Raw genomic sequence first — 18,632 nt, forward strand, 5'->3', positions numbered from 1 at the left:
AGCGGTAGCGTCGAACGCCGGCCCCGGCTGTGTTCCGGCACGGCGACGGGAATGTTTCCGCCGCGCCGGGTGTCGGGGTTTGACGCGGGCCCGAAAAATTCGGGCCGCTCGGCTTGCGATGGGCAGCAGATGACTTCCAGCACGTTACGCATGCGGCCGCGCCGCGCCGCCGTCTTCTCGTTGCACACCTCCCCGCTGGAGCAGCCCGGCACCGGCGATGCCGGGGGCATGAACGTCTACGTCGCGCAGACCGCCAAGCGACTCGCCGCGCTCGGCACCGAGGTCGAGATCTTCACCAGGGCGACCTCCTCGGACATCCCGCCGATCGCGGAGCTGGCCCCCGGCGTCCTGGTCCGGAACGTGGTCGCGGGCCCCTTCGAGGGGCTCGACAAGAACGACCTGCCGTCCCAGCTGTGCGCATTCGCCGCCGGCGCGCTGCGGGTGGAAGCCCGCCACGAGCCCGGCTACTACGACATCGTCCACTCGCACTACTGGCTGTCCGGGCAGGTCGGCTGGCTGGCGCGGGAGCGCTGGGGCGTCCCGCTGGTGCACACGGCGCACACCCTCGCCAAGGTCAAGAACGCCAACCTCGCCCAGGGCGACAACCCCGAGCCGCGGGGCCGGGTGCTCGGCGAGGAGCAGGTGGTGGCCGAGGCGGACATGCTGGTGGCCAACACCGAGTTCGAGGCCGCCGACCTGATCGAACGTTACGGCGCCGACCCGGACGCGGTCGCGACGATCCCGCCCGGCGTCGACCTGGAACTCTTCACCCCCGGCGACCGCGCTGCCGCCCGGACGGCCCTGGACCTGCCGCCGGACGCGGTGGTGCTCGCCTTCGTCGGCCGGATCCAGCCCCTGAAGGCCCCGGACGTGCTGCTGCGGGCGACTGCGGAATTGCTCGCCCGCCGGCCGGAGATCCGCGACCGCCTCGTGGTGCTGGTGGTCGGCGGCCCGTCCGGCAGCGGGCTGGAGCGTCCCCGGGCGCTGCAGGAACTCGCCGTGCAGCTGGGCATCACCGACGTGGTGCGCTTCCTCCCGCCGCGCAGCGGGGCGGCGCTGCGTGATGTGTACCGGGCGGCGGACGTCGTGGCGGTGCCGAGCTACAACGAGTCCTTCGGACTGGTCGCGCTGGAGGCGCAGGCCTGCGGCACGCCGGTGGTGGCGGCCGCCGTCGGCGGCTTGCCGGTCGCGGTGGACGACCGGGTGTCCGGGCTGCTGGTGGACGGGCACGGCGCCGGGCAGTGGGCCGATGCGCTCGGCTCGATGCTGGAGCCGGGCCTGCGCGCTCGGCTGGCCGCGAACACAACCGCGCACGCAGCGCGCTTCTCGTGGCAGCGCACCACCGAGGCCCTGCTCGACGCCTACGCGCAGGCGAAGATGTCGTTCCACGCGCAGCTGCGCATCCGGGAGGTCACGGCGTGAGCGTCGACGAGGTCATCAAGTCCACATTGGACGCGAGTGGGCTGGAGTACGAGACCAAGGGCGCGGGGCGGTACTTCGTCACGCTGCCGGGCACCAAGAAGCTGCAGACCAACTGCTGGCTCATCGTCGCCGAGCACGCCCTGGTCGTCGAGGCGTTCGTGTGCCGGCAGCCCGACGAGGCGCACGAGGACGTCTACCGGTTCCTGCTGCACCGCAACGCCCGGCTCTACGGCGTGCACTACACGATCGACGGCAACGGCGACATCTACCTGGTCGGCCGGATCGGCCTGCACGCGGTGACCGCCGACGAGCTCGACAGGGTGCTCGGGCAGGTCCTGGAGGCGGCCGACGGCGACTTCAACACCCTGCTGGAGCTCGGGTTCGCCACGGCCATCCGGCGCGAGTGGGGCTGGCGCGAGTCGCGCGGCGAGTCCCTGGCGAACCTCCAGCCGTTCCGGCAGCTGGTGGAGCGCGACGGCCCGGTCGAGCCCCTGCACGACCGGCCGTAGCGGCGTTCGTCGCCCGATCGGTGCAACCGGAAGATCGTCCCGCTCCGTCTCCGCCGTGTTCACGACGATGCGGAGGAGAACGGCATGGGCAAGCGGCGATTACGCGGGCCGATCGTGGCGCTGGTCGCGCTCGGCCTGTTGAGCGGGTGTTCCTCGGGGGCGGGTGATTCGGCGGTCTCGGAGTCGCGCGCGGTGGCGCCGGCTCCGAAGGAGCGCAGCACCTCGGGCAGCGGTTTCGCGACCGACACGGCAACCGGCGACGCGCAGAGCCCGGCGACCGGTGCGCGCGAGGTGATCCGGACGGCCGAGCTGGACATCGAGGTCGACGACGTCGAGCGGGGCGCGGCCGAGGTGCGGCGGCGCAGCGAGGGCGCGGGCGGCTACCTCCAGCAGGAGGACGCCTACCGGTCGGGCACGACGATGACGATGCGGGTTCCGGCGGACCGACTGGACCAGGTGCTGGGCGAGCTGTCGGGCCTGGGACGGGTCACGTCGCGCAGCCAGCAGGCCCAGGACGTCACCGACCAGCTGGTGGACACGCGGAGCAGGATCGATTCCCAGCGGGCCAGCGTGCAGCGGTTGCGCGCGCTGATGGACCGCGCCGCGACGGTCGACGAGATCGTGTCGATCGAGAGCGAGCTGACCTCGCGCGAAACGGAACTGGACGCCCTCGAACGGCGCGAAGCGACGCTGTCCGGCCAGGTCGAGCTGGCCACGGTGACGGTGCGGCTGGAGCGCCCGGCCGCGGTCGCCGACGACGACACGGGCTTCCTGGCGGGGCTCTTCGGAGGCTGGCGGGCGCTGTCCGAGATCGGCGCGTTCCTGCTGACGGCCTTCGGCGCGGTGCTGCCGTTCGCGGCGGCGCTCGCGGTGCCGGCAACCGCGGCCTGGCTCCTGCGCCGCCGCCGCAAAGCCCTCCGCAAGGCCAGCATCTGACCTGGGATCGGCGTCGGGTCTGGCAAGGCTGCGAGGTTCCGCCACCCGCAACGCGTCTGGAAGACCAAAAGAGACCGCGCGGGGCGGCTCGGGAGAGAGGGGGAGTCACGAGCACGAGCCGCCCCGCGCGGGGGTCCCGCCTGACGGGCCGGTGGGCGGGGGGCACCCGGGGCCCGGCGGGGGCGCGGTTCGATGGGGGATGCGAACCGCGGATTTGCTCTCACGAGATCGGGGAGTGCGTGGGAGCCGATCTCAAGGAGAGCGTTGTCAACTTCGCAGAGTCCTGCAGCGGCCACAAGCCCGCCGCATTACTCCATTAGTGTGATGTTTTCTACTGAAAGTAACGCTAAGGATTCGAACTGCGTTCAGTTTGTCCACGGAAGTGACAGTCGCCACTTTCGTGTCACGGCGCTGCGGTGATCACATAACTGTCGGGTGAAGCGCACAACCAAAACTGCGGGTCACCGCGCGCTGCGGGAGGGTGGGGTCCGGCGGAGGGCAGCGGCCTCCGCGCACCCGATGAGGAGCGGCGAGATGACCGATCGCAACGCCACCACGCAGTGGACCGGAGACCTCAGGGGCGGCTCCGGCACCGTCACGCTGGACTCGTCCAACGCCGGCCAGTTCCCGGTCACCTGGGCGTCCCGGGCCGAGGAGCCCGACGGCCGCACCAGCCCCGAGGAACTGATCGCCGCGGCCCACTCCGCCTGCTACTCGATGCAGCTCTCCGGCCTGCTCACCGCGGCGGGCACGCCGCCGGAGCGGATCGACACCAGCGCCGAGGTCGCCTTCGGCCCGCGCGGCGACGGCTTCGCCATCACCGGGATCGCGCTCACCGTGCGGGCGAAGGTACCGGGAATCGAGCCGGACGTCTTCGACCGAACGGCCCAGAAGGCCAAGGAAATCTGCCCGGTCTCGGCGGCCCTCACCGGAACCACCATCACCCTCGACGCCGCCCTCGACTGAAAGAGCCTGTTTCCAGACTCGCCTTGCGTGGCGGTGCAGGTGGCGGAACCCGCGGCGGTGCCGGTTGCGCGGGTGGGCTAAGCGGCTGCGCCGCTTCAAGGACGATGGCCCGCGCTAACCACACCCGACGCCACCCGCACCGCCACGCGAAGCGAGCCCCGAACAGGCTTTATATAGCCTGGGGGCATGACTTCGACCCTGGTGCTGCTGCGGCACGGTGAGAGCACGTGGAACGCCGAGAACCTGTTCACCGGTTGGGTGGACGTACCGCTGTCGGAGAAGGGCGTGGCCGAGGCCAAGCGCGGCGGTGAGCTGCTGCGCGAGAGCGGAGTGCTGCCGGACGTGCTGCACACCTCGCTGCTGCGACGCGCCATCTCGACGGCGAACATCGCCCTCGACGTCGCGGACCGGCACTGGATCCCGGTTCGCCGCGACTGGCGGCTCAACGAGCGCCACTACGGCGCGCTGCAGGGCAAGAACAAGAAGCAGACCCTCGAGGCCTACGGCGAGGACCAGTTCATGCTCTGGCGTCGCTCGTACGACACGCCGCCGCCGGAGATCGAGCTCGGCAGCGAGTTCAGCCAGGACGCCGACCCGCGCTACGCCGGCCTCGGCGCCGACCTCCCGCGCACCGAGTGCCTCAAGGACGTGGTGGCCCGGCTGCTGCCGTACTGGGAGTCGGCGATCGTGCCGGACCTGCGGGCCGGCCGCACGGTGCTGGTCGCCGCGCACGGCAACTCGCTGCGCGCGCTGGTGAAGCACCTGGACGGGATCTCCGACGGCGACATCGCGGGCCTGAACATCCCGACCGGGATCCCGCTGCGCTACGACCTCGACGCCGACCTCAAGCCCACCAACCCGGGCGGCACCTACCTCGACCCGGAGGCCGCCGCCACCGCCGCGGCGGCGGTCGCGAACCAGGGCCGCTAGCCCGATCGGCCCAAGAGCGAGGGGCACCCGGCGCCGGGCAACCTGGTGCGGGTGCCCCTCTCTCGTCACCTAGATGGGTGGCGGATGGCGAATAGTCGCCGAGGCGGAGAACGGAGCGCGACGGTCGACCGGGCGCTACGTGAACTGGCTCCCAGCAGGGGGTGAAGCCGAGGTGAAGAAGCCCCCTTTTCGTGTCACGGGTATCACGGAACGCCCTCGTAGACTGGCCTTTCCCCACCCCGGCTTGCTTACGATGCTGGCGTGACCGCATTGGGCTACACCGCCCTGATCATCGGCGCGCTCGCACTGGGCGCGATCGGCGGCTTCGTCGCAGCTCGGGGATCCCGGCGCCGCGGCAAGCCCGAAGGGCCGACCGTCGCAGACCTCCTTCAGCGGCTGGTGCACACCAGTGACAGCGGCGTCGTCGTGCTCAACAAGTTCGGCGACGTGGTGCTGCACAACCCGCGGGCCGACGAACTCGGGCTCATCCGCGACCACCAGGCCGATCCGCGCGCCCGCAAGGCCGCCGAGCAGGCCCTGCTGAGCGGCGAGTCCGTGCCCGTCGACCTCTCCCCGCTCAACCGCGCGGGCACCGCGCTGCGCGGCAGCGGCCCGGCCGCGGTGCTCGGCGAGGTGCGCCCGCTCGGCGACGGCTTCAGCGTCGTCGACGCCGCCGACGAGTCCGACTCGGTCCGCCTGGAGGCCACCCGGCGCGACTTCGTGGCGAACGTCAGCCACGAGCTCAAGACCCCGGTCGGGGCGCTCGCGCTGCTCGCCGAGGCGGTGCTGGACGCCGCTGACGACGCCGAAGAGGTGCGGCGGTTCTCCAACAAGATCCTGCACGAGTCGACCCGGCTCGGGACGCTGGTCTCCGAGCTGATCGCGCTGTCCCGGCTGCAGGGCGCGGAGCGGCTGCCCGAGCTGACCACGGTCGGCGTCGACGCCGTGGTGGAGGAGGCGCTGGGCCGCTGCAGGCTGGCGTCCGAGTCCGCCGGGATCGAGATCGCCGTGGACGAGCCCACCGGCTACCTGCTGGACGGCGACCGGACGCTGCTGGTGACCGCGCTGAGCAACCTGATCAACAACGCCATCTCGTACTCGCCGCCGGACAGCCCGGTGTCGATCAGCCGCCGGTTGTCCGGCGACTTCGTGGAGATCGCGGTCACCGATCGCGGCATCGGCATCGAACCCGAGTACCACGAGCGGGTGTTCGAGCGGTTCTTCCGGGTGGATCCGGCGCGGTCCCGCGCCACCGGCGGCACGGGCCTGGGCCTGGCGATCGTCAAGCACGTCGCCGCCAACCACGGTGGCGAGGTCAAGTTGTGGAGTCGCACCGGCACCGGCTCCACCTTCACACTTCGGGTGCCCAGGCACGGCACGACCGACGGCCCGCCGGCCGCAGCAGAGCCGGTGTCATCAGCGGATCGCGCGGGCAGTGCCGCCCGCTCGGCGACGGAGAGCGCGGACGGGGTCACAACCGTCGAAACGGGAGGAGTCCGGTGACCAGGGTGCTGATCGTGGAGGACGAGGAGTCCTTCGCCGACCCACTTGCCTTCTTGCTGCGCAAGGAGGGCTTCACGGCGGCGGTCGCCGCCAACGGCCCGGAGGCCTTGGACGAGTTCGATCGCAACGGCGCGGACATCGTGCTGCTGGACCTGATGCTGCCGGGCATGAGCGGCACGGACGTGTGCAAGCAGCTGCGCCAGCGCTCCTCGGTCCCGGTGATCATGGTGACCGCCCGGGACAGCGAGATCGACAAGGTCGTGGGCCTGGAGCTCGGCGCCGACGACTACGTCACCAAGCCGTACTCGGCGCGGGAGCTGATCGCGCGGGTGCGCGCGGTGCTGCGCCGCCGCGGCGAGGCGGAGGAGCTGCAGCCGCAGGTGCTGGCGGCCGGGCCGGTGCGGATGGACGTGGAACGCCACGTGGTGACCGTGGACGGCGCCGACGTCAACCTGCCGCTGAAGGAGTTCGACCTGCTCGAATACCTGCTGCGCAACGTCGGCCGGGTGCTCACCCGCGGCCAGCTCATCGACCGGGTGTGGGGCGCCGACTACGTCGGCGACACCAAGACGCTGGACGTGCACGTCAAGCGCCTGCGCTCGAAGGTCGAGCCCGACCCGGCGGACCCGCGCTACCTGATCACGGTCCGCGGCCTCGGCTACAAGTTCGAGGGCTAGCCGCGGGCGGAGACGCCGTGCGATCGAGCCCCCGGCGCGGGCCCCTCGGGACCCGCGCCGGGGGCTCTTCCGCGCCGATCGGCCGAGCGAGCAGCGCCGACGACTGACCGATCGACCGAGGTCGGAGGGCCGATCGGCCGATCGGCGAACAGGGGTGCGAGCGGGCAATCTTGAGCCGTGAACAACCCGATCCCCAACGCCCCCGCCGCGACTCCGCCGCCCGCCGTCGCTGCGCCGCCCGGCAGACCCGCCGCCAGGCGCATCGTCGAGCTCGACGTGCTGCGCGGCTTCGCGTTGTGCGGGATCCTCCTGGTCAACATCCCGCCGCTGATGCACATGGACCGGACGGTGGACTACCAGGTCCTGCCGGTCCCGCACGTGTTCGACATGTTCGTCCAGCAGCGGTTCTTCCCGATCTTCTCGCTGCTGTTCGGCGTCGGGTTCGGGATCTTCCTGGCGAGCGCGGGCCGGCGCGCGGCGCATCCGCGCGTGGTGTTCCTGCGCAGGCTGGTCGTGCTCGCCGGGTTCGGCATCCTGCACCAGTTCCTCCAGCCGGGCGAGGCGCTGCTGCCATACGCGATCTTGGGGCTGGTCGTGCTGCTGCCGATGAGCTTCCTGCCGTGGTGGGCGAACCTGCCGATCGGCGCGGCCCTGATCGCCGCCGCGACGATCCTCACCAGCGGCGGCACATCGCTGATCCCGGGCATGATGCTGACCGGCTTCGCCCTCGCCCAGAGCGGGTTGCCCGCGACGCTGCACCGCCGCGGTGGCCAGATCGCGATCGTGTTCGCGGTGGCCGTGATCGCCTCCGCCGGGTTCCTGGTGCTGCAGGAGCAGGATCCCCTGAGCGCCGGCTTCACGCACTCGTCGGCGGCGGCCGGGCTGTTCATGGCCATCGCCTACGCCACCGGGCTGCTCCTGCTGATGCGGACGCCGGCTCGCCGCGCGCTGTCCGCGGTGCTCGAACCGCTGGGCCGGATGGCGCTGACCAACTACGTCACCGCGACGCTGCTGGTCCTCCTGCTCGGCCCCCTGGCCGGGCTGTGGGAGTCGGCGGAGTACGGCGCGCTCATCGCGCTGGCCGTCGGCATCCTCGTCGTCCAGATCATCTGGAGCCGGCTGTGGCTCGCCCGCTTCCGGTACGGCCCGCTGGAGTGGGTCTGGCGCTGCGCGACCTGGTGGAGCATCGTCCCCAACCGCCGGGTAACGGCCCAGGGCGGACGGCGTGCACTCAGCGTGACAGGCCTCTCGGGCCTCGACCTCGACGGCGAGGTCGAGAGGTGATGTTGGCCGCGTGACCTGGCGCACTGATGTCCTGGTTGGCCAGGTCTGCGGCGTGCGCGGGGTGAGCTGGTAGGCCGTTTGCTGCCCCACCTCGCCCCCGACCGCGTGCGCAGCCGGTAATTTGTCGGGCATGCGCCTAGGGGTGCTCGACGTCGGATCCAACACGGTCCACCTGCTGGTGGTGGACGCACATCGTGGTGCCCATCCGACCCCGATGACATCGGAGAAGACCGTGCTGCGGCTGGCCGAGCGGATCGGCTCGCACGGCGGCCGACTCGCAGAGGAGGACGCCGCGGAGCTCGTCCGCACCGTCGCCGACGCGCAGGAGGCTGCCATCGCCGCAGGTTGCGAGGAGCTGATGGCCTTCGCGACCTCGGCGATCCGCGATGCGGAGAACGCCGCCGAAGTGCTGGCTCGGGTGCGCGCCGAGACCGGCATCGAGCTGGAGGTGCTGCCAGGCGAGGACGAGGCCCGGTTCACCTTCCTGGCGGCCCGCCGCTGGTACGGCTGGTCGGCGGGCAACCTGCTGATGCTCGACATCGGCGGCGGCTCGCTGGAGATGGCGGTCGGCATCGACGAGCAGCCGGACCTGGCGGTGTCGGTGCCGCTGGGTGCCGGGCGGCTGGCGCGCACGATGCTGCACGACCCGCCGACCCAGGACGAGGTGAAGAAGCTGCGCGATTGGCTGCAGGGGCAGCTGGCGCCCACCGCGAAGCGCTTCCGCAAGCTGGGGCGGCCCGATCGCGCGGTGGCCAGCTCGAAGACGTTCCGGTCGCTGGCCAGGCTGACCGGGGCGGCCCCGGCTTCGGCGGGACCACGGGTGCCGCGCACGCTGACCGAGACCGGCCTGCGGCAGCTGCTCGCGTTCATCACCCGCATGTCGTCGGCCGACCTGGCCGCGCTGGACGGCGTGAGCGGCGCGCGGGCGCACCAGCTGGTGGGGGGCGCGCTGGTGGCTGAGGCCGCCATGCGGGCGCTGGGCCTGAAGGAACTCGACATCTGCCCCTGGGCGCTGCGGGAGGGTGTGATCCTGCGACGACTGGACCACACCAATGGAGACAGTCACACTGCCATTCAGGCCCGCGCAACACTGGGGCTCGCGGAGTCGGGGTCCGCGGACGGAACTGGACGCCAGACGCAGCACGGGGCACGGTGGGAGCGATGAGTCGGGACAGCGGGGCCGATCAGCCCACCCAGCGCACCGTTGCGGAGCTGCTGGCCGAGTACGGCGGCAGCTCGCAGAAGAGTTCCCGCCGCCGGCGCCGCAGGGCCGAAGACCCGTCCGAAACCGCGCCGCAGGCGATCATCGAGCGGGTGCTGTCGGACAGCGGCCAGATGCGCGCCGTGCCGCCGGACGCCGAGCCGCCGCAGCGTCGCAGCCACCGCCCGGGTGCGCCGAGCCCGGCCGCCCAGCAGCAGGCTCCGCAAGCACCTGCTCCGCAGCCTCCGGCCGCTCAGCAGCCGGCTCCACAAGCACCTGCTCCGCAGCTTCCGGCCGCTCAGCAGCCGGCTCCACAAGCGCCCGCTCCGCAACCCGCAGCTCCGCCACCGCCGGCAGCACCTGCGACACCGCCTCCCGCTGCGCCTCCCGCGGCCTCGGAGCCAGCGGCGGAGGCGGCGGGCGCCGGCTACTGGGCTCAGCGGTTCACCAGCGCGGGCAAGGGCAAGGCATCGCCCCCGTCGGCTCCGCCGGAAGGCGACGCCGAGGCGACGATCCAGCAGCCCGCGTTGCGGCGGCCGGCGCCGCAGCAGGACGCGCCCCCGGCGCCGCCGAAACCCGCTCCGCAGGAGGGGCTCACGGAGCAGCTGCCGCGCGTCGCGGCAGCCAAGTCCGAGCCCGATCCGGAAGGCACTGCGGTGCTGGCCTACCCGCCCGCGCCTGCACCTGCGCAGCAGCAGGAGGAGGAAGCGCCGGACGAGCCGGAGGATCCGTACGACTTCGACTCCTACGACGAACCCGAGTCCGAGTACGCCGAGGACGACTACGACCCCGAGCTGCCCGCGGGCCTGGATGCGGACGACTACCGCGACGGCGAACCCGATGACGAGCCCGTCTCCGCGGGCAAGGAGTGGGGCACGCTGGTGCTGCAGGGCGTCGGCGGCCTGGTCGGCGGCGGGCTGGTCTGGGTCGGGTTCCGCTGGTTGTGGGGCACGAACGCCCTCGCGGCGCTCGGCGCGGCGCTGGTGATCACCGGTCTGCTGGTGTTCATCGCGTGGAAGTTCTTGCGCACCAACGATCTGCAGACGATCCTGCTGGCGGTGCTGGTCGGCTTGTTCTGCACGGTGTCCCCGGCGGCACTGCTGCTGTTCAGCCACTCGTGACGCACCGGCGCACGACCACCCACCCACCGTCGGTCATGCTTGGCAGGCGATGACAGTGCAACCGCCCCAGCGCGAGGAGGCACCCGGCCGGATCCCGGTCGGGCTGTCCAGCGCGTCGGTGTGGCCGCAGCCGGCGCGCGCGGCGTTCGAGATGGCCGCGGACCTCGGGTTCGACGGCGTCGAGGTGATGGTCTGGGCGGACGCGGTCAGCCAGGACGTCTCGGCGCTGCACCGGCTTTCCGAGCAGCACGGCGTGCCGATCCTGGCGGTCCACGCGCCGTGCCTGCTGATCACGCAGCGGGTCTGGTCGCCGGAGCCGGAGGAGCGGCTGCGGCGGTCCGTGGTGGTGGCCAGCGAGCTGGGCGCGCAGACGGTCGTCGTGCACCCGCCGTTCCGCTGGCAGCGCCGCTACGCGGAGGGATTCACCGAGCTGGTCGCGGAGCTGGAGGAGACCAGCGGGATCTCGATCGCCGTGGAGAACATGTTCCCGCTGCGCCCGCCGAGCACGCTGAACCGGTTGCGCGGCGGCAAGAGCAGCGGGCTGTCGGCGTTCAAGCCCTCGCCGGACCCGACGGAGGTCGGCTACCGCAACTACACGCTCGACCTGTCGCACGCCGCCGCGGCGCACGTGGACGCAATCGAGCTGCTGAAGCGGATGAAGGACGGCCTGGCGCACGTGCACCTGGCGGACGGCACCGGAGCGCCGCGGGACGAACACCTGGTGCCGGGGCAGGGCAACCAGCCGTGCGCGGAGGTGTGCGAGGCGCTGGCCGCCGACGGCTACCAGGGCGCGGTGGTCCTGGAGATCAACACCCGCAAGGCGCGCAATCCCCAGCAGCGCGCGGCATTGCTGTCCGAGGCGCTGCTGTTCGCGCGGCTGCACCTGGAGCCTCTGCACGCGGGCTGACCGGTTTCTCCTGGTCAGGGTCCGAGCGCGGTTTTCCGCGCGATAGCCCGCAAAAACCGTGCGCGGGCGGCCGGCGCGACTAACCGATGCCTAGTGATCAACTTCTCCGAAGGTCACTAGACTCAGTGACCATGAACTCGTTGCGCGCATCGGTCGCCGAGCGCTTCCGACCGCTGGACCGCACGTGACGGAGGTCCTGGATCCCTTCGCAGCGGCCACTTCGGTGCGCCCGCTCGGCGATGGCACCTTCGTCGCCAACCTGCATCCCGACTGGGCCGTCGGAGAACGTCCGCACGGCGGCTACCTGCTCGCCCTGATGGCCCGCGCCCTCGGCGACGTGACCGGGCTCGCGCCGCTTTCGCTCAGCGCCCAGTACCTGCGCCCGCCCCGGGTCGGCCCGGTGCTGGTCCGCACCGAGGTGCTCAAGGCAGGCAAGACGGTGACGGCCGCCCGCGCGCAGCTGGAGCAGAGCGGCCAGGTCTGCGTGGAAGCCACGGCCACCCTCGGCAAGGTGCCCGAATCGGAGCCCGAGTGGTCGGATCTGCCCGACATGCCGGTGAACCCGCCGTCGACCGCGATCGACCTCGCCGCCACCGAGGCCCGGAAGTTCTTCACGCTGGCCCGGGTCTGCGACATGCGGCTGGACGCGAGCACCGCGGACTTCCTCAACGGCGGCACCGGCGAGCCGCGGCTGAGGCTGTGGGCCAAGCCCCGCGAGGCGCAGCCCGACCTGCTGTTCGGGCTGGTCGCGGGCGACCTGACGGTGCCGGTGACGCTGAACCTCGGCCGGTTCGGCTGGGCACCGACGGTGCAGCTCACCGCCCTGCTGCGGGCTCAGCCGGCGAACGGCTGGCTGCGGATGGTGGTGGACTGCCGCGCGGTGCACGGCCAGTGGTTCGACGAGGACGTCATGGTGATCGACTCGGTCGGCCGCCTGATCTGCCAGGCCCGCCAACTCGCCCTGTCTCCCTGACCCGGTCTCCCTGACCCGGTCTCCCCGCAGTTTCCATTGAAACTGGTCCTCCAGTTTCAATGGAAACTGCGGACCTCCGGTGTGTCGGATCCCGACACGCCGGAGGTTGTGGACAACTCCCGCAATTTCAATGGAAATCGGACCTCTGATTTCCATTGAAATTGCGGACGATCCGGGCGCCGGACCCCGTGCTCTGCCGACCAGGGATCCAGAGATCCAGGGATCCAGGCTCAGGACCCCGTGCTCTGCGGACGATCCGGACGCCGGACCCTGTGCCCTGCGGACCCCGGACCAGAGATCCAGAGATCCAGAGATCCCCATGCTCTGCGGACGATCCGGACGCCGGGCCCCGTGCTCTGCGGACCCTGGACCAGGGACCCGGGATCCAGGCTCAGGACCTCGTGATCTGCGGCGGGCCCGGTGTCCGGGGGCGGGGTGGGTCAGGTGAGGCGGGTGACGTCGAGGCCTCCGTCGGCGTGCTGCTTGCGGAGGCGCTTCTTGTCGAACTTGCCGACGCTGGTCTTCGGCGCTTCCGGGATGAACGTCCAGTACTCCGGCACCTGCCACTTCGCCACCTCGCCCGCGAGGAAGTCGCGCAGCTCGGCCGCGTCCACCTGCTGGCCGTCGCGGAGCACCACCGCGACCAGCGGCCGCTCGGACCACTTCTCGTCCGGCACGCCGATGACCATCGCCTCGGCCACCGCCGGGTGCCCCATCACCTTGTTCTCCAGGTCGACCGACGAGATCCACTCGCCGCCCGACTTGATCACGTCCTTGGCCCGGTCCGTCAGCTGCACGAACCCGTCCGGCGTGATGAACCCCACGTCCCCGGTGCGCAGCCAGCCGTCGTGGAACTTCTCCGGATCGTCGTCGCCGTAGTACGCCCCGGCGATCCACGGCCCGCGGACCTCCAGCTCGCCGACGCTCTCGCCGTCCCACGGCAGCACCGCGCCGTCGTCGCCGACCAGCCGGCCCTGCACGCCGGCAGGCAGGCGCCCCTGGCTGGCGCGGTAGGTCCAGCGCTGCTCGCCGGTGACGCCTTCCGGCGCCCGGGCCACGCTGCCCAGCGGCGACGTCTCGGTCATGCCCCAGGCGTGCAGCACCGAGATGTCGTACTTCTCGTCGAACGCCTTCATCAGCGACGGCGGGCACGCCGCGCCGCCGACCACGACCTCGCGCAGCGAGGACACGTCGTGCGGGTCGGCATCGAGGTGCTGCAGCACGCCCTGCCAGATCGTCGGCACCGCCGCGGCCATCGTCGGGCGCTCCGCCTCGATCATCTTCAGCAGCGGCTCGGGCTGCAGGAACCGGTCCGGCATGATCATCGACGCGCCGACCATGAACGCCGCGTACGGCAGGCCCCACGACATCGCGTGGAACATCGGCACCACGGCCAGCGACCGGTCCGCCTGCGACAGGGCCATCCCGTCGGTCATGCACACCTGCATCGAGTGCAGGTAGATCGACCGGTGCGAGTAGACGACGCCCTTCGGGTTGGCGGTGGTGCCGGAGGTGTAGCACATGGCGGCGGCCGAGCGTTCGTCGATCTCCGGCCAGTCGAACTCCTCCGGCTGCCCGGCCAGCAGTTCCTCGTAGTCGTGCACCGCCACCCCGGCCGGCGCCTCCAGCGCGGCCTTGGCGCCGCCGGCGACGATCACGTGCCGCACCGTCTTCAGCTCCGGCAGCAGCTTCTGGAACAGCGGCAGCAGCGTCGCGTCGACCAGCACGACCTGGTCCTCGGCGTGGTTGGCGACGTAGACGAGCTGCTCGGGGAACAACCGGATGTTCAGCGTGTGCAGCACGGCGCCCATGGACGGCACCGCGAAGTACGCCTCCAGGTGCTCGGCGTTGTTCCACATGAACGTGCCGACCCGCTCGTCGCCGGTCACGCCGAGGCCGCGCAGCGCGTGCGCCAGCTGCGCGGTCCGGCGGCCCACCTCCGCGAAGCTGCGGCGCCGCGCCCCGTCGCCGGTCCAGGTCACGACTTCCGCGGACGCGCCGTGCGGCCCGCTGCCCTGCTGGAGGATCCGAGCGATCGAGAGCGGGCCGTCCTGCATCGTGCTGAACATGATCAGAGCTCCTTTGGGCTGGTCATTCAGGCGCGAAAGATCGCTCGGCCGTGGCGGGCGCTGTGGTGGCAGACACAGTAGCGGCTGGAATCGACCTTCGGGAGGGTCGGCCACGCAGCGTGGTCTGGCACCCTGAGCGGCATGACGACGATCGCCGTACTCGGAGCCGGAAAGATCGGGGAATCCCTGCTGTCGGGGCTGCTGAAGGCGGGGCGCGCCCCGTCGGACCTGCTGTTCACCGAGCGGTTCCCGACGCGCGCGGAGGAGCTGACCAAGACCTACGGCATCACGCACGTCGACGTGGCCGGTGCCGTGCAGCGCGCGGACGTCATCGTCGTCGCCGTCAAGCCGCAGGACATCGAGCCGCTGCTGGACGAGATGGCGCCGAACCTGCCCAGCGGCAAGCTCGTGGTGTCGCTGTGCGCGGGCCTGCCGACGAAGCTGTTCGAGCGCCGGTTGCCCGAGAGCACCGCGGTCGTCCGGGTCATGCCGAACACCCCGATGCTGGTCGGCGAGGCGATGAGCGCGATCTCCGGCGGCGCGCACGCCTCGGACGCAGACCTGGCGCTGGTCGAGGATCTGCTCGGCAGCGTCGGCAAGGTCGCGCGAGTGCCCGAGAGCCAGCAGGACGCGGTGACGGCGCTGTCCGGCTCGGGCCCTGCGTACTTCTTCTACCTGGTCGAAGCCATGATCGACGCCGGCATCCTGCTGGGCATCCCGCGGGCCACCGCGGCGGACCTGATCGTCCAGTCCGCGGTCGGCGCGGCGGCGATGCTCCGCGAGGGCGGCGGCCACCCGGTGATGCTGCGCGAGGCGGTCACCTCCCCGGCGGGCACGACCATCGCGGGCATCCGCGAGCTGGAGAAGCACGGCGTGCGCGCGGCGCTCATCGACGCCATCGAGGCGGCCCGCGACCGGTCCGTCGAGCTCGGCAAGGCCCACGAGACCGACGAACCGGCCTGACGGGTCGGTGCTGGTCCGGCGCCGATTTCGCGCGAAATCGGCGTTCCCCACGCCTGGCGGGTGGCGATTTCGCGCGAAATCGCCACCCTCGCCGCGTGGCCGCATGGCTTCGAGCGCGAGGTGGTGCGAACTACTCAGGGCCAAGGGGGACGTTCGGCCATCGCAGGTGTCCCGTGTGTCCCGCTACTCTCGATAGAGCACGTGCGTGAGGTTTCCGTCGGAGGGGAAGCCGACGGCGCGACACGTGCCGAAGGGCACGGTGAAGCATGTCTGCGAACTCCGAACCCAGCCAACAGGCGCCACCGAGCATGGGTCAGGTGCGGTTCCTCACCGTCGCAGAGGTCGCAAAGCTGATGCGGGTGTCGAAGATGACGGTCTACCGGCTCGTGCACGCGGGTGAGCTGCCCGCAGCGCGAGTGGGGCGTTCGTTTCGGGTCGCCGAGAAGGACGTCCACGCGTACCTGGAAAGCGCCTACTACAACGCGGGCTGAGATCGCCCGGCCGACCGTTTGCGCAGGTGACCGGCCGCGAGCCCGACGGGCGGCCGATGGCGGCCCGGACGGCTCGCGCGCCCGGCCGGCGGTGCCCGGCGGCGTTTCGAGGACCACGGCGGAAGGCCTCGAGACCTGCGGGTAAAGTTTTGGGTTGGTCGTGCCAGGTGTGCGTGCTCATGCGGCTGCACCGGTGCGGGAGACGTTCGAACTGCCGTCAAGAGTGAAGGAGTCCGCATGGGCTCGGTCATCAAGAAGCGCCGTAAGCGCATGTCCAAGAAGAAGCACCGCAAGCTGCTCCGCAAGACGCGCGTCCAGCGTCGCAAGTTGGGCAAGTGACCTGCGCACCGCCGCCGGCCGATGGTCGGCGGCGGTTGTTTTTTGCCGGTGGGCCGGTGCGCGCGGCCGACTCGTTCCGGTAACCCGAACGCCGCTGTGAGGGGCGCATTCGGCGGTAGCATCGCAGTCGGCGAGCGTGCCGGAGAGCGCAGGGAGGCACAGTGGGCCCGAATGTCGTGCTGGTGACGGGGGTCAGCCGGTTCCTGGGCGGGCACCTCGCCGCGCGACTGGCGGCCGATCCCTCGGTTCAGCGGGTCCTCGGCGTGGACACCGTGCAGCCCGGCCGCGATCTGCTGCGGCGGATGGGGCGCACCGAGTTCGTCCGCGCCGACATCCGGAACCCGCTGATCAGCAAGGTCATCGCGAACGCCCAGGTCGACACCGTGGTGCACGCGGCGGTCAACTCCCACTCCGGGCCCGGCGGACGGGCCACGACGAAGGAGATGAACGTCATCGGCACCATGCAGCTGCTGGCCGCCTGCCAGCAGTCGCCGCTGGTGCGCAAGGTGGTGGTCCGGTCGACCTGCGCGGTCTACGGGTCGAGCTCGCGGGACCCGGCGGTGTTCACCGAGGAGATGGAGCCCAAGGACCTGCCGTCGTCCGGCTACGCCAAGGATGCGGTGGAGATCGAGGGCTACGTGCGCGGCTTCGGCCGGCGGCGGCCCGATGTGGACATCACCACGCTGCGGTTCAGCAACCTGATCGGCCCGCGCATCGACGCCGTGCTGGCCCGCTACTTCGCGCTTCCGGTGGTGCCGACCGTGCTCGGGTTCGACGCGCGGCTGCAGATGCTGCACTCCGAGGACGCGCTGGCGGTCCTGGAGCGGGCGACGATGATGGACTTGCCCGGCGTGTTCAACGTGGCCGGTGACGGCGTGCTGATGCTCTCGCAGGCGATCCGGCGCGCCGGGCGCGTCGCGATGCCGCTGCCGAGCACGGCGGTGCTGCCGCTGGCCCAGTTCTTCCGCAGCGCCCGGCTGGTCGACTTCTCGCCGGAGCAGCTGCGCTACCTCAACTTCGGCCGGGTGCTGGACACCACGAGGCTCCGCGAGGAGTTCGGGTTCACCCCGCGCTGGACCACCCAGCAGGCGTTCGACGACTTCGTGCGCGGCCGGGGCCTGCGGCCGGTGGTCGACAAGGAGAGCATCCTGGCGCTGGAGCGCGGCGCAGGGGACCTGCTGGGGAAGCTGCGGTAACGGAGGCGGCATGAGTAGCCCTGTGTCAACCCGAGTCCTCCTCAACCGCACCTCAGGGGAACGTGACGCGAACCAGCCACGAGAAACTGCGAAACGCGGGATTGAGCCGGACGCAACCACAACTGTGAAACGCGGAGAGGCGGAACTGGTGAGCGACGGTCTCGCCCGACCGGGTGCGGGGGCGTGATGGCGGATGCGCAGGTGATCCCGCTGCGCGCGGCGGACCGGGAGCAGCTGGCGGCCGCGAAACCGCCGGAACCCGGCTGGGAGGACGCCGTCATCGACGCGCTGGCGTTCGCCCGTCGGCGGTTGCTCGGCGACTACCAGGTCGACGAGTTCGGCTTCGACCAGGAGCTGACCGACGAGGTGTTCCTCCGGCTCCTGCGGCCGGTTTACGAGAAGTGGTTCCGGGTCGAGGTGATCGGCGGCCACCACGTGCCCGTCGACCGCGGCGCGCTGGTGGTGGCCAACCACTCCGGCACGCTGCCGTGGGACGCGCTGATGACCACGGTCGCGCTGCACGACCACGTCCAGGCGCCCCGGCACCTGCGGATGCTCGGCGCCGACCTGGTGTTCTCGCTGCCGGTGCTCGGCCCGCTCGCCCGCAAGGCCGGGCACACGCTGGCCTGCAACCCGGACGCGGAGCGGTTGCTGACCAACGGCGAGCTGGTCGGGGTGTGGCCGGAGGGCTTCAAGGGCATCGGGAAGTCGTTCAAGGACCGGTACAAGCTGCAGCGCTTCGGGCGCGGCGGGTTCGTCTCGGCCGCGCTGCGCACCGGCGCGCCGATCGTGCCCTGCTCGATCGTCGGCGCCGAGGAGATCTACCCGAAGCTGGCGGACATCAAGCCGCTGGCGCGGTTGCTCGGCGTGCCGTACTTCCCGGTCACGCCGTTCTTCCCGCACTTCGGGCTGCTGGGGGCGGTGCCGCTGCCGTCGAAGTGGTACATCGAGTTCGGCGAGCCGATCGAGACCTCGTCGTTCCCGGAGGGCGCGGCGGACGACCCGATGCTGGTGTTCAGCCTCAGCGACCAGGTCCGGGAGATCATCCAGCAGACCCTCTACCGCCTGCTCTCCCAACGCACCAACGTCTTCCTCGGCTGACCGCAAGTTCCATTGAGGTTTTCCAGCCTCGTTTTGCGTGGCGG

The 18,632-nt window shown here is 71.3% G+C and carries 18 protein-coding genes; 17 read left to right on the top strand and 1 reads right to left on the bottom strand.

Annotated elements, in window-relative coordinates:
* The first annotated feature begins 129 nt into the window (after positions 1 to 129).
* From mshA to ACWEV3_RS09300, 12 genes are all read left to right on the top strand, one after another.
* Positions 130 to 1,422, top strand: coding sequence for a D-inositol-3-phosphate glycosyltransferase (gene mshA, locus ACWEV3_RS09245; RefSeq protein ID WP_452613376.1), 1,293 nt, complete (start codon positions 130 to 132; stop codon positions 1,420 to 1,422).
* Positions 1,419 to 1,931, top strand: coding sequence for a YbjN domain-containing protein (locus ACWEV3_RS09250; RefSeq protein WP_452613377.1), 513 nt, complete (start codon positions 1,419 to 1,421; stop codon positions 1,929 to 1,931). The genes mshA and ACWEV3_RS09250 overlap by 4 nt, the downstream gene beginning before the upstream one ends.
* Before the next feature lie 84 nt (positions 1,932 to 2,015).
* Complete coding sequence (locus tag ACWEV3_RS09255) at positions 2,016 to 2,867, top strand: DUF4349 domain-containing protein (RefSeq protein WP_452613378.1); 852 nt, start codon at positions 2,016 to 2,018, stop codon at positions 2,865 to 2,867.
* A gap of 534 nt (positions 2,868 to 3,401) precedes the next feature.
* On the top strand, positions 3,402 to 3,833 hold the full coding sequence (locus ACWEV3_RS09260) for an OsmC family protein (RefSeq protein ID WP_452613379.1): 432 nt from the start codon (positions 3,402 to 3,404) through the stop codon (positions 3,831 to 3,833).
* 186 nt (positions 3,834 to 4,019) lie between these two features.
* Complete coding sequence (locus tag ACWEV3_RS09265; protein ID WP_452613380.1) at positions 4,020 to 4,763, top strand: phosphoglyceromutase; 744 nt, start codon at positions 4,020 to 4,022, stop codon at positions 4,761 to 4,763.
* Between the two features lie 261 nt (positions 4,764 to 5,024).
* Positions 5,025 to 6,266: a sensor histidine kinase gene (locus ACWEV3_RS09270; RefSeq protein WP_452613381.1), complete on the top strand. Its 1,242-nt coding sequence runs from the start codon at positions 5,025 to 5,027 to the stop codon at positions 6,264 to 6,266.
* On the top strand, positions 6,263 to 6,943 hold the full coding sequence (locus tag ACWEV3_RS09275; protein ID WP_010312341.1) for a response regulator transcription factor: 681 nt from the start codon (positions 6,263 to 6,265) through the stop codon (positions 6,941 to 6,943). The genes ACWEV3_RS09270 and ACWEV3_RS09275 overlap by 4 nt, the downstream gene beginning before the upstream one ends.
* Positions 6,944 to 7,120: 177 nt before the next feature.
* The gene (locus ACWEV3_RS09280; protein WP_452613382.1) at positions 7,121 to 8,227 is read left to right on the top strand and encodes a DUF418 domain-containing protein; all 1,107 of its coding nucleotides are present in this window, start codon (positions 7,121 to 7,123) and stop codon (positions 8,225 to 8,227) included.
* 130 nt (positions 8,228 to 8,357) lie between these two features.
* Positions 8,358 to 9,392, top strand: coding sequence for a Ppx/GppA phosphatase family protein (locus ACWEV3_RS09285; RefSeq protein ID WP_358576086.1), 1,035 nt, complete (start codon positions 8,358 to 8,360; stop codon positions 9,390 to 9,392).
* Positions 9,389 to 10,549: a hypothetical protein gene (locus ACWEV3_RS09290; RefSeq protein WP_452613383.1), complete on the top strand. Its 1,161-nt coding sequence runs from the start codon at positions 9,389 to 9,391 to the stop codon at positions 10,547 to 10,549. Before ACWEV3_RS09285 ends, ACWEV3_RS09290 begins: the two co-directional genes overlap by 4 nt.
* A gap of 49 nt (positions 10,550 to 10,598) precedes the next feature.
* A complete protein-coding gene (locus ACWEV3_RS09295) occupies positions 10,599 to 11,456 on the top strand; it encodes a sugar phosphate isomerase/epimerase family protein (protein ID WP_452613384.1) in 858 nt (285 codons plus the stop codon).
* 184 nt (positions 11,457 to 11,640) lie between these two features.
* Entirely contained in the window at positions 11,641 to 12,429 is a 789-nt protein-coding gene (locus tag ACWEV3_RS09300; protein WP_452613385.1) for an acyl-CoA thioesterase, read from the top strand.
* 440 nt (positions 12,430 to 12,869) lie between these two features.
* Here the strand turns inward: ACWEV3_RS09300 and ACWEV3_RS09305 are convergent, their stop codons facing one another.
* Positions 12,870 to 14,498 (bottom strand): long-chain fatty acid--CoA ligase, encoded by a 1,629-nt coding sequence (locus ACWEV3_RS09305; protein ID WP_452613386.1) that lies wholly within the window; start codon positions 14,496 to 14,498, stop codon positions 12,870 to 12,872.
* Positions 14,499 to 14,639: 141 nt separating this feature from the next.
* Here ACWEV3_RS09305 and proC point away from each other — a divergent pair, with 141 nt between their 5' ends.
* The 5 genes from proC to ACWEV3_RS09330 all read left to right on the top strand — a co-directional run bounded on the left by proC (position 14,640) and on the right by ACWEV3_RS09330 (position 18,588).
* Positions 14,640 to 15,461 carry a pyrroline-5-carboxylate reductase gene (proC, locus tag ACWEV3_RS09310; RefSeq protein ID WP_452613387.1) on the top strand — a complete coding sequence of 274 codons (822 nt, stop codon included), beginning with the start codon at positions 14,640 to 14,642 and terminating at the stop codon, positions 15,459 to 15,461.
* A 266-nt stretch (positions 15,462 to 15,727) separates the two neighbouring features.
* Positions 15,728 to 15,952, top strand: a complete 225-nt coding sequence (locus tag ACWEV3_RS09315; protein WP_029535864.1) for a helix-turn-helix domain-containing protein — start codon at positions 15,728 to 15,730, stop codon at positions 15,950 to 15,952.
* 237 nt (positions 15,953 to 16,189) lie between these two features.
* Positions 16,190 to 16,291, top strand: a complete 102-nt coding sequence (locus tag ACWEV3_RS09320; RefSeq protein WP_010241351.1) for a 30S ribosomal protein bS22 — start codon at positions 16,190 to 16,192, stop codon at positions 16,289 to 16,291.
* Between the two features lie 161 nt (positions 16,292 to 16,452).
* Positions 16,453 to 17,487, top strand: coding sequence for an NAD-dependent epimerase/dehydratase family protein (locus ACWEV3_RS09325; protein WP_452613388.1), 1,035 nt, complete (start codon positions 16,453 to 16,455; stop codon positions 17,485 to 17,487).
* A 186-nt stretch (positions 17,488 to 17,673) separates the two neighbouring features.
* Entirely contained in the window at positions 17,674 to 18,588 is a 915-nt protein-coding gene (locus ACWEV3_RS09330; RefSeq protein WP_452613389.1) for a lysophospholipid acyltransferase family protein, read from the top strand.
* Positions 18,589 to 18,632 lie beyond the last annotated feature (44 nt).

This window comes from Saccharopolyspora sp. NPDC003752, assembly GCF_053605825.1.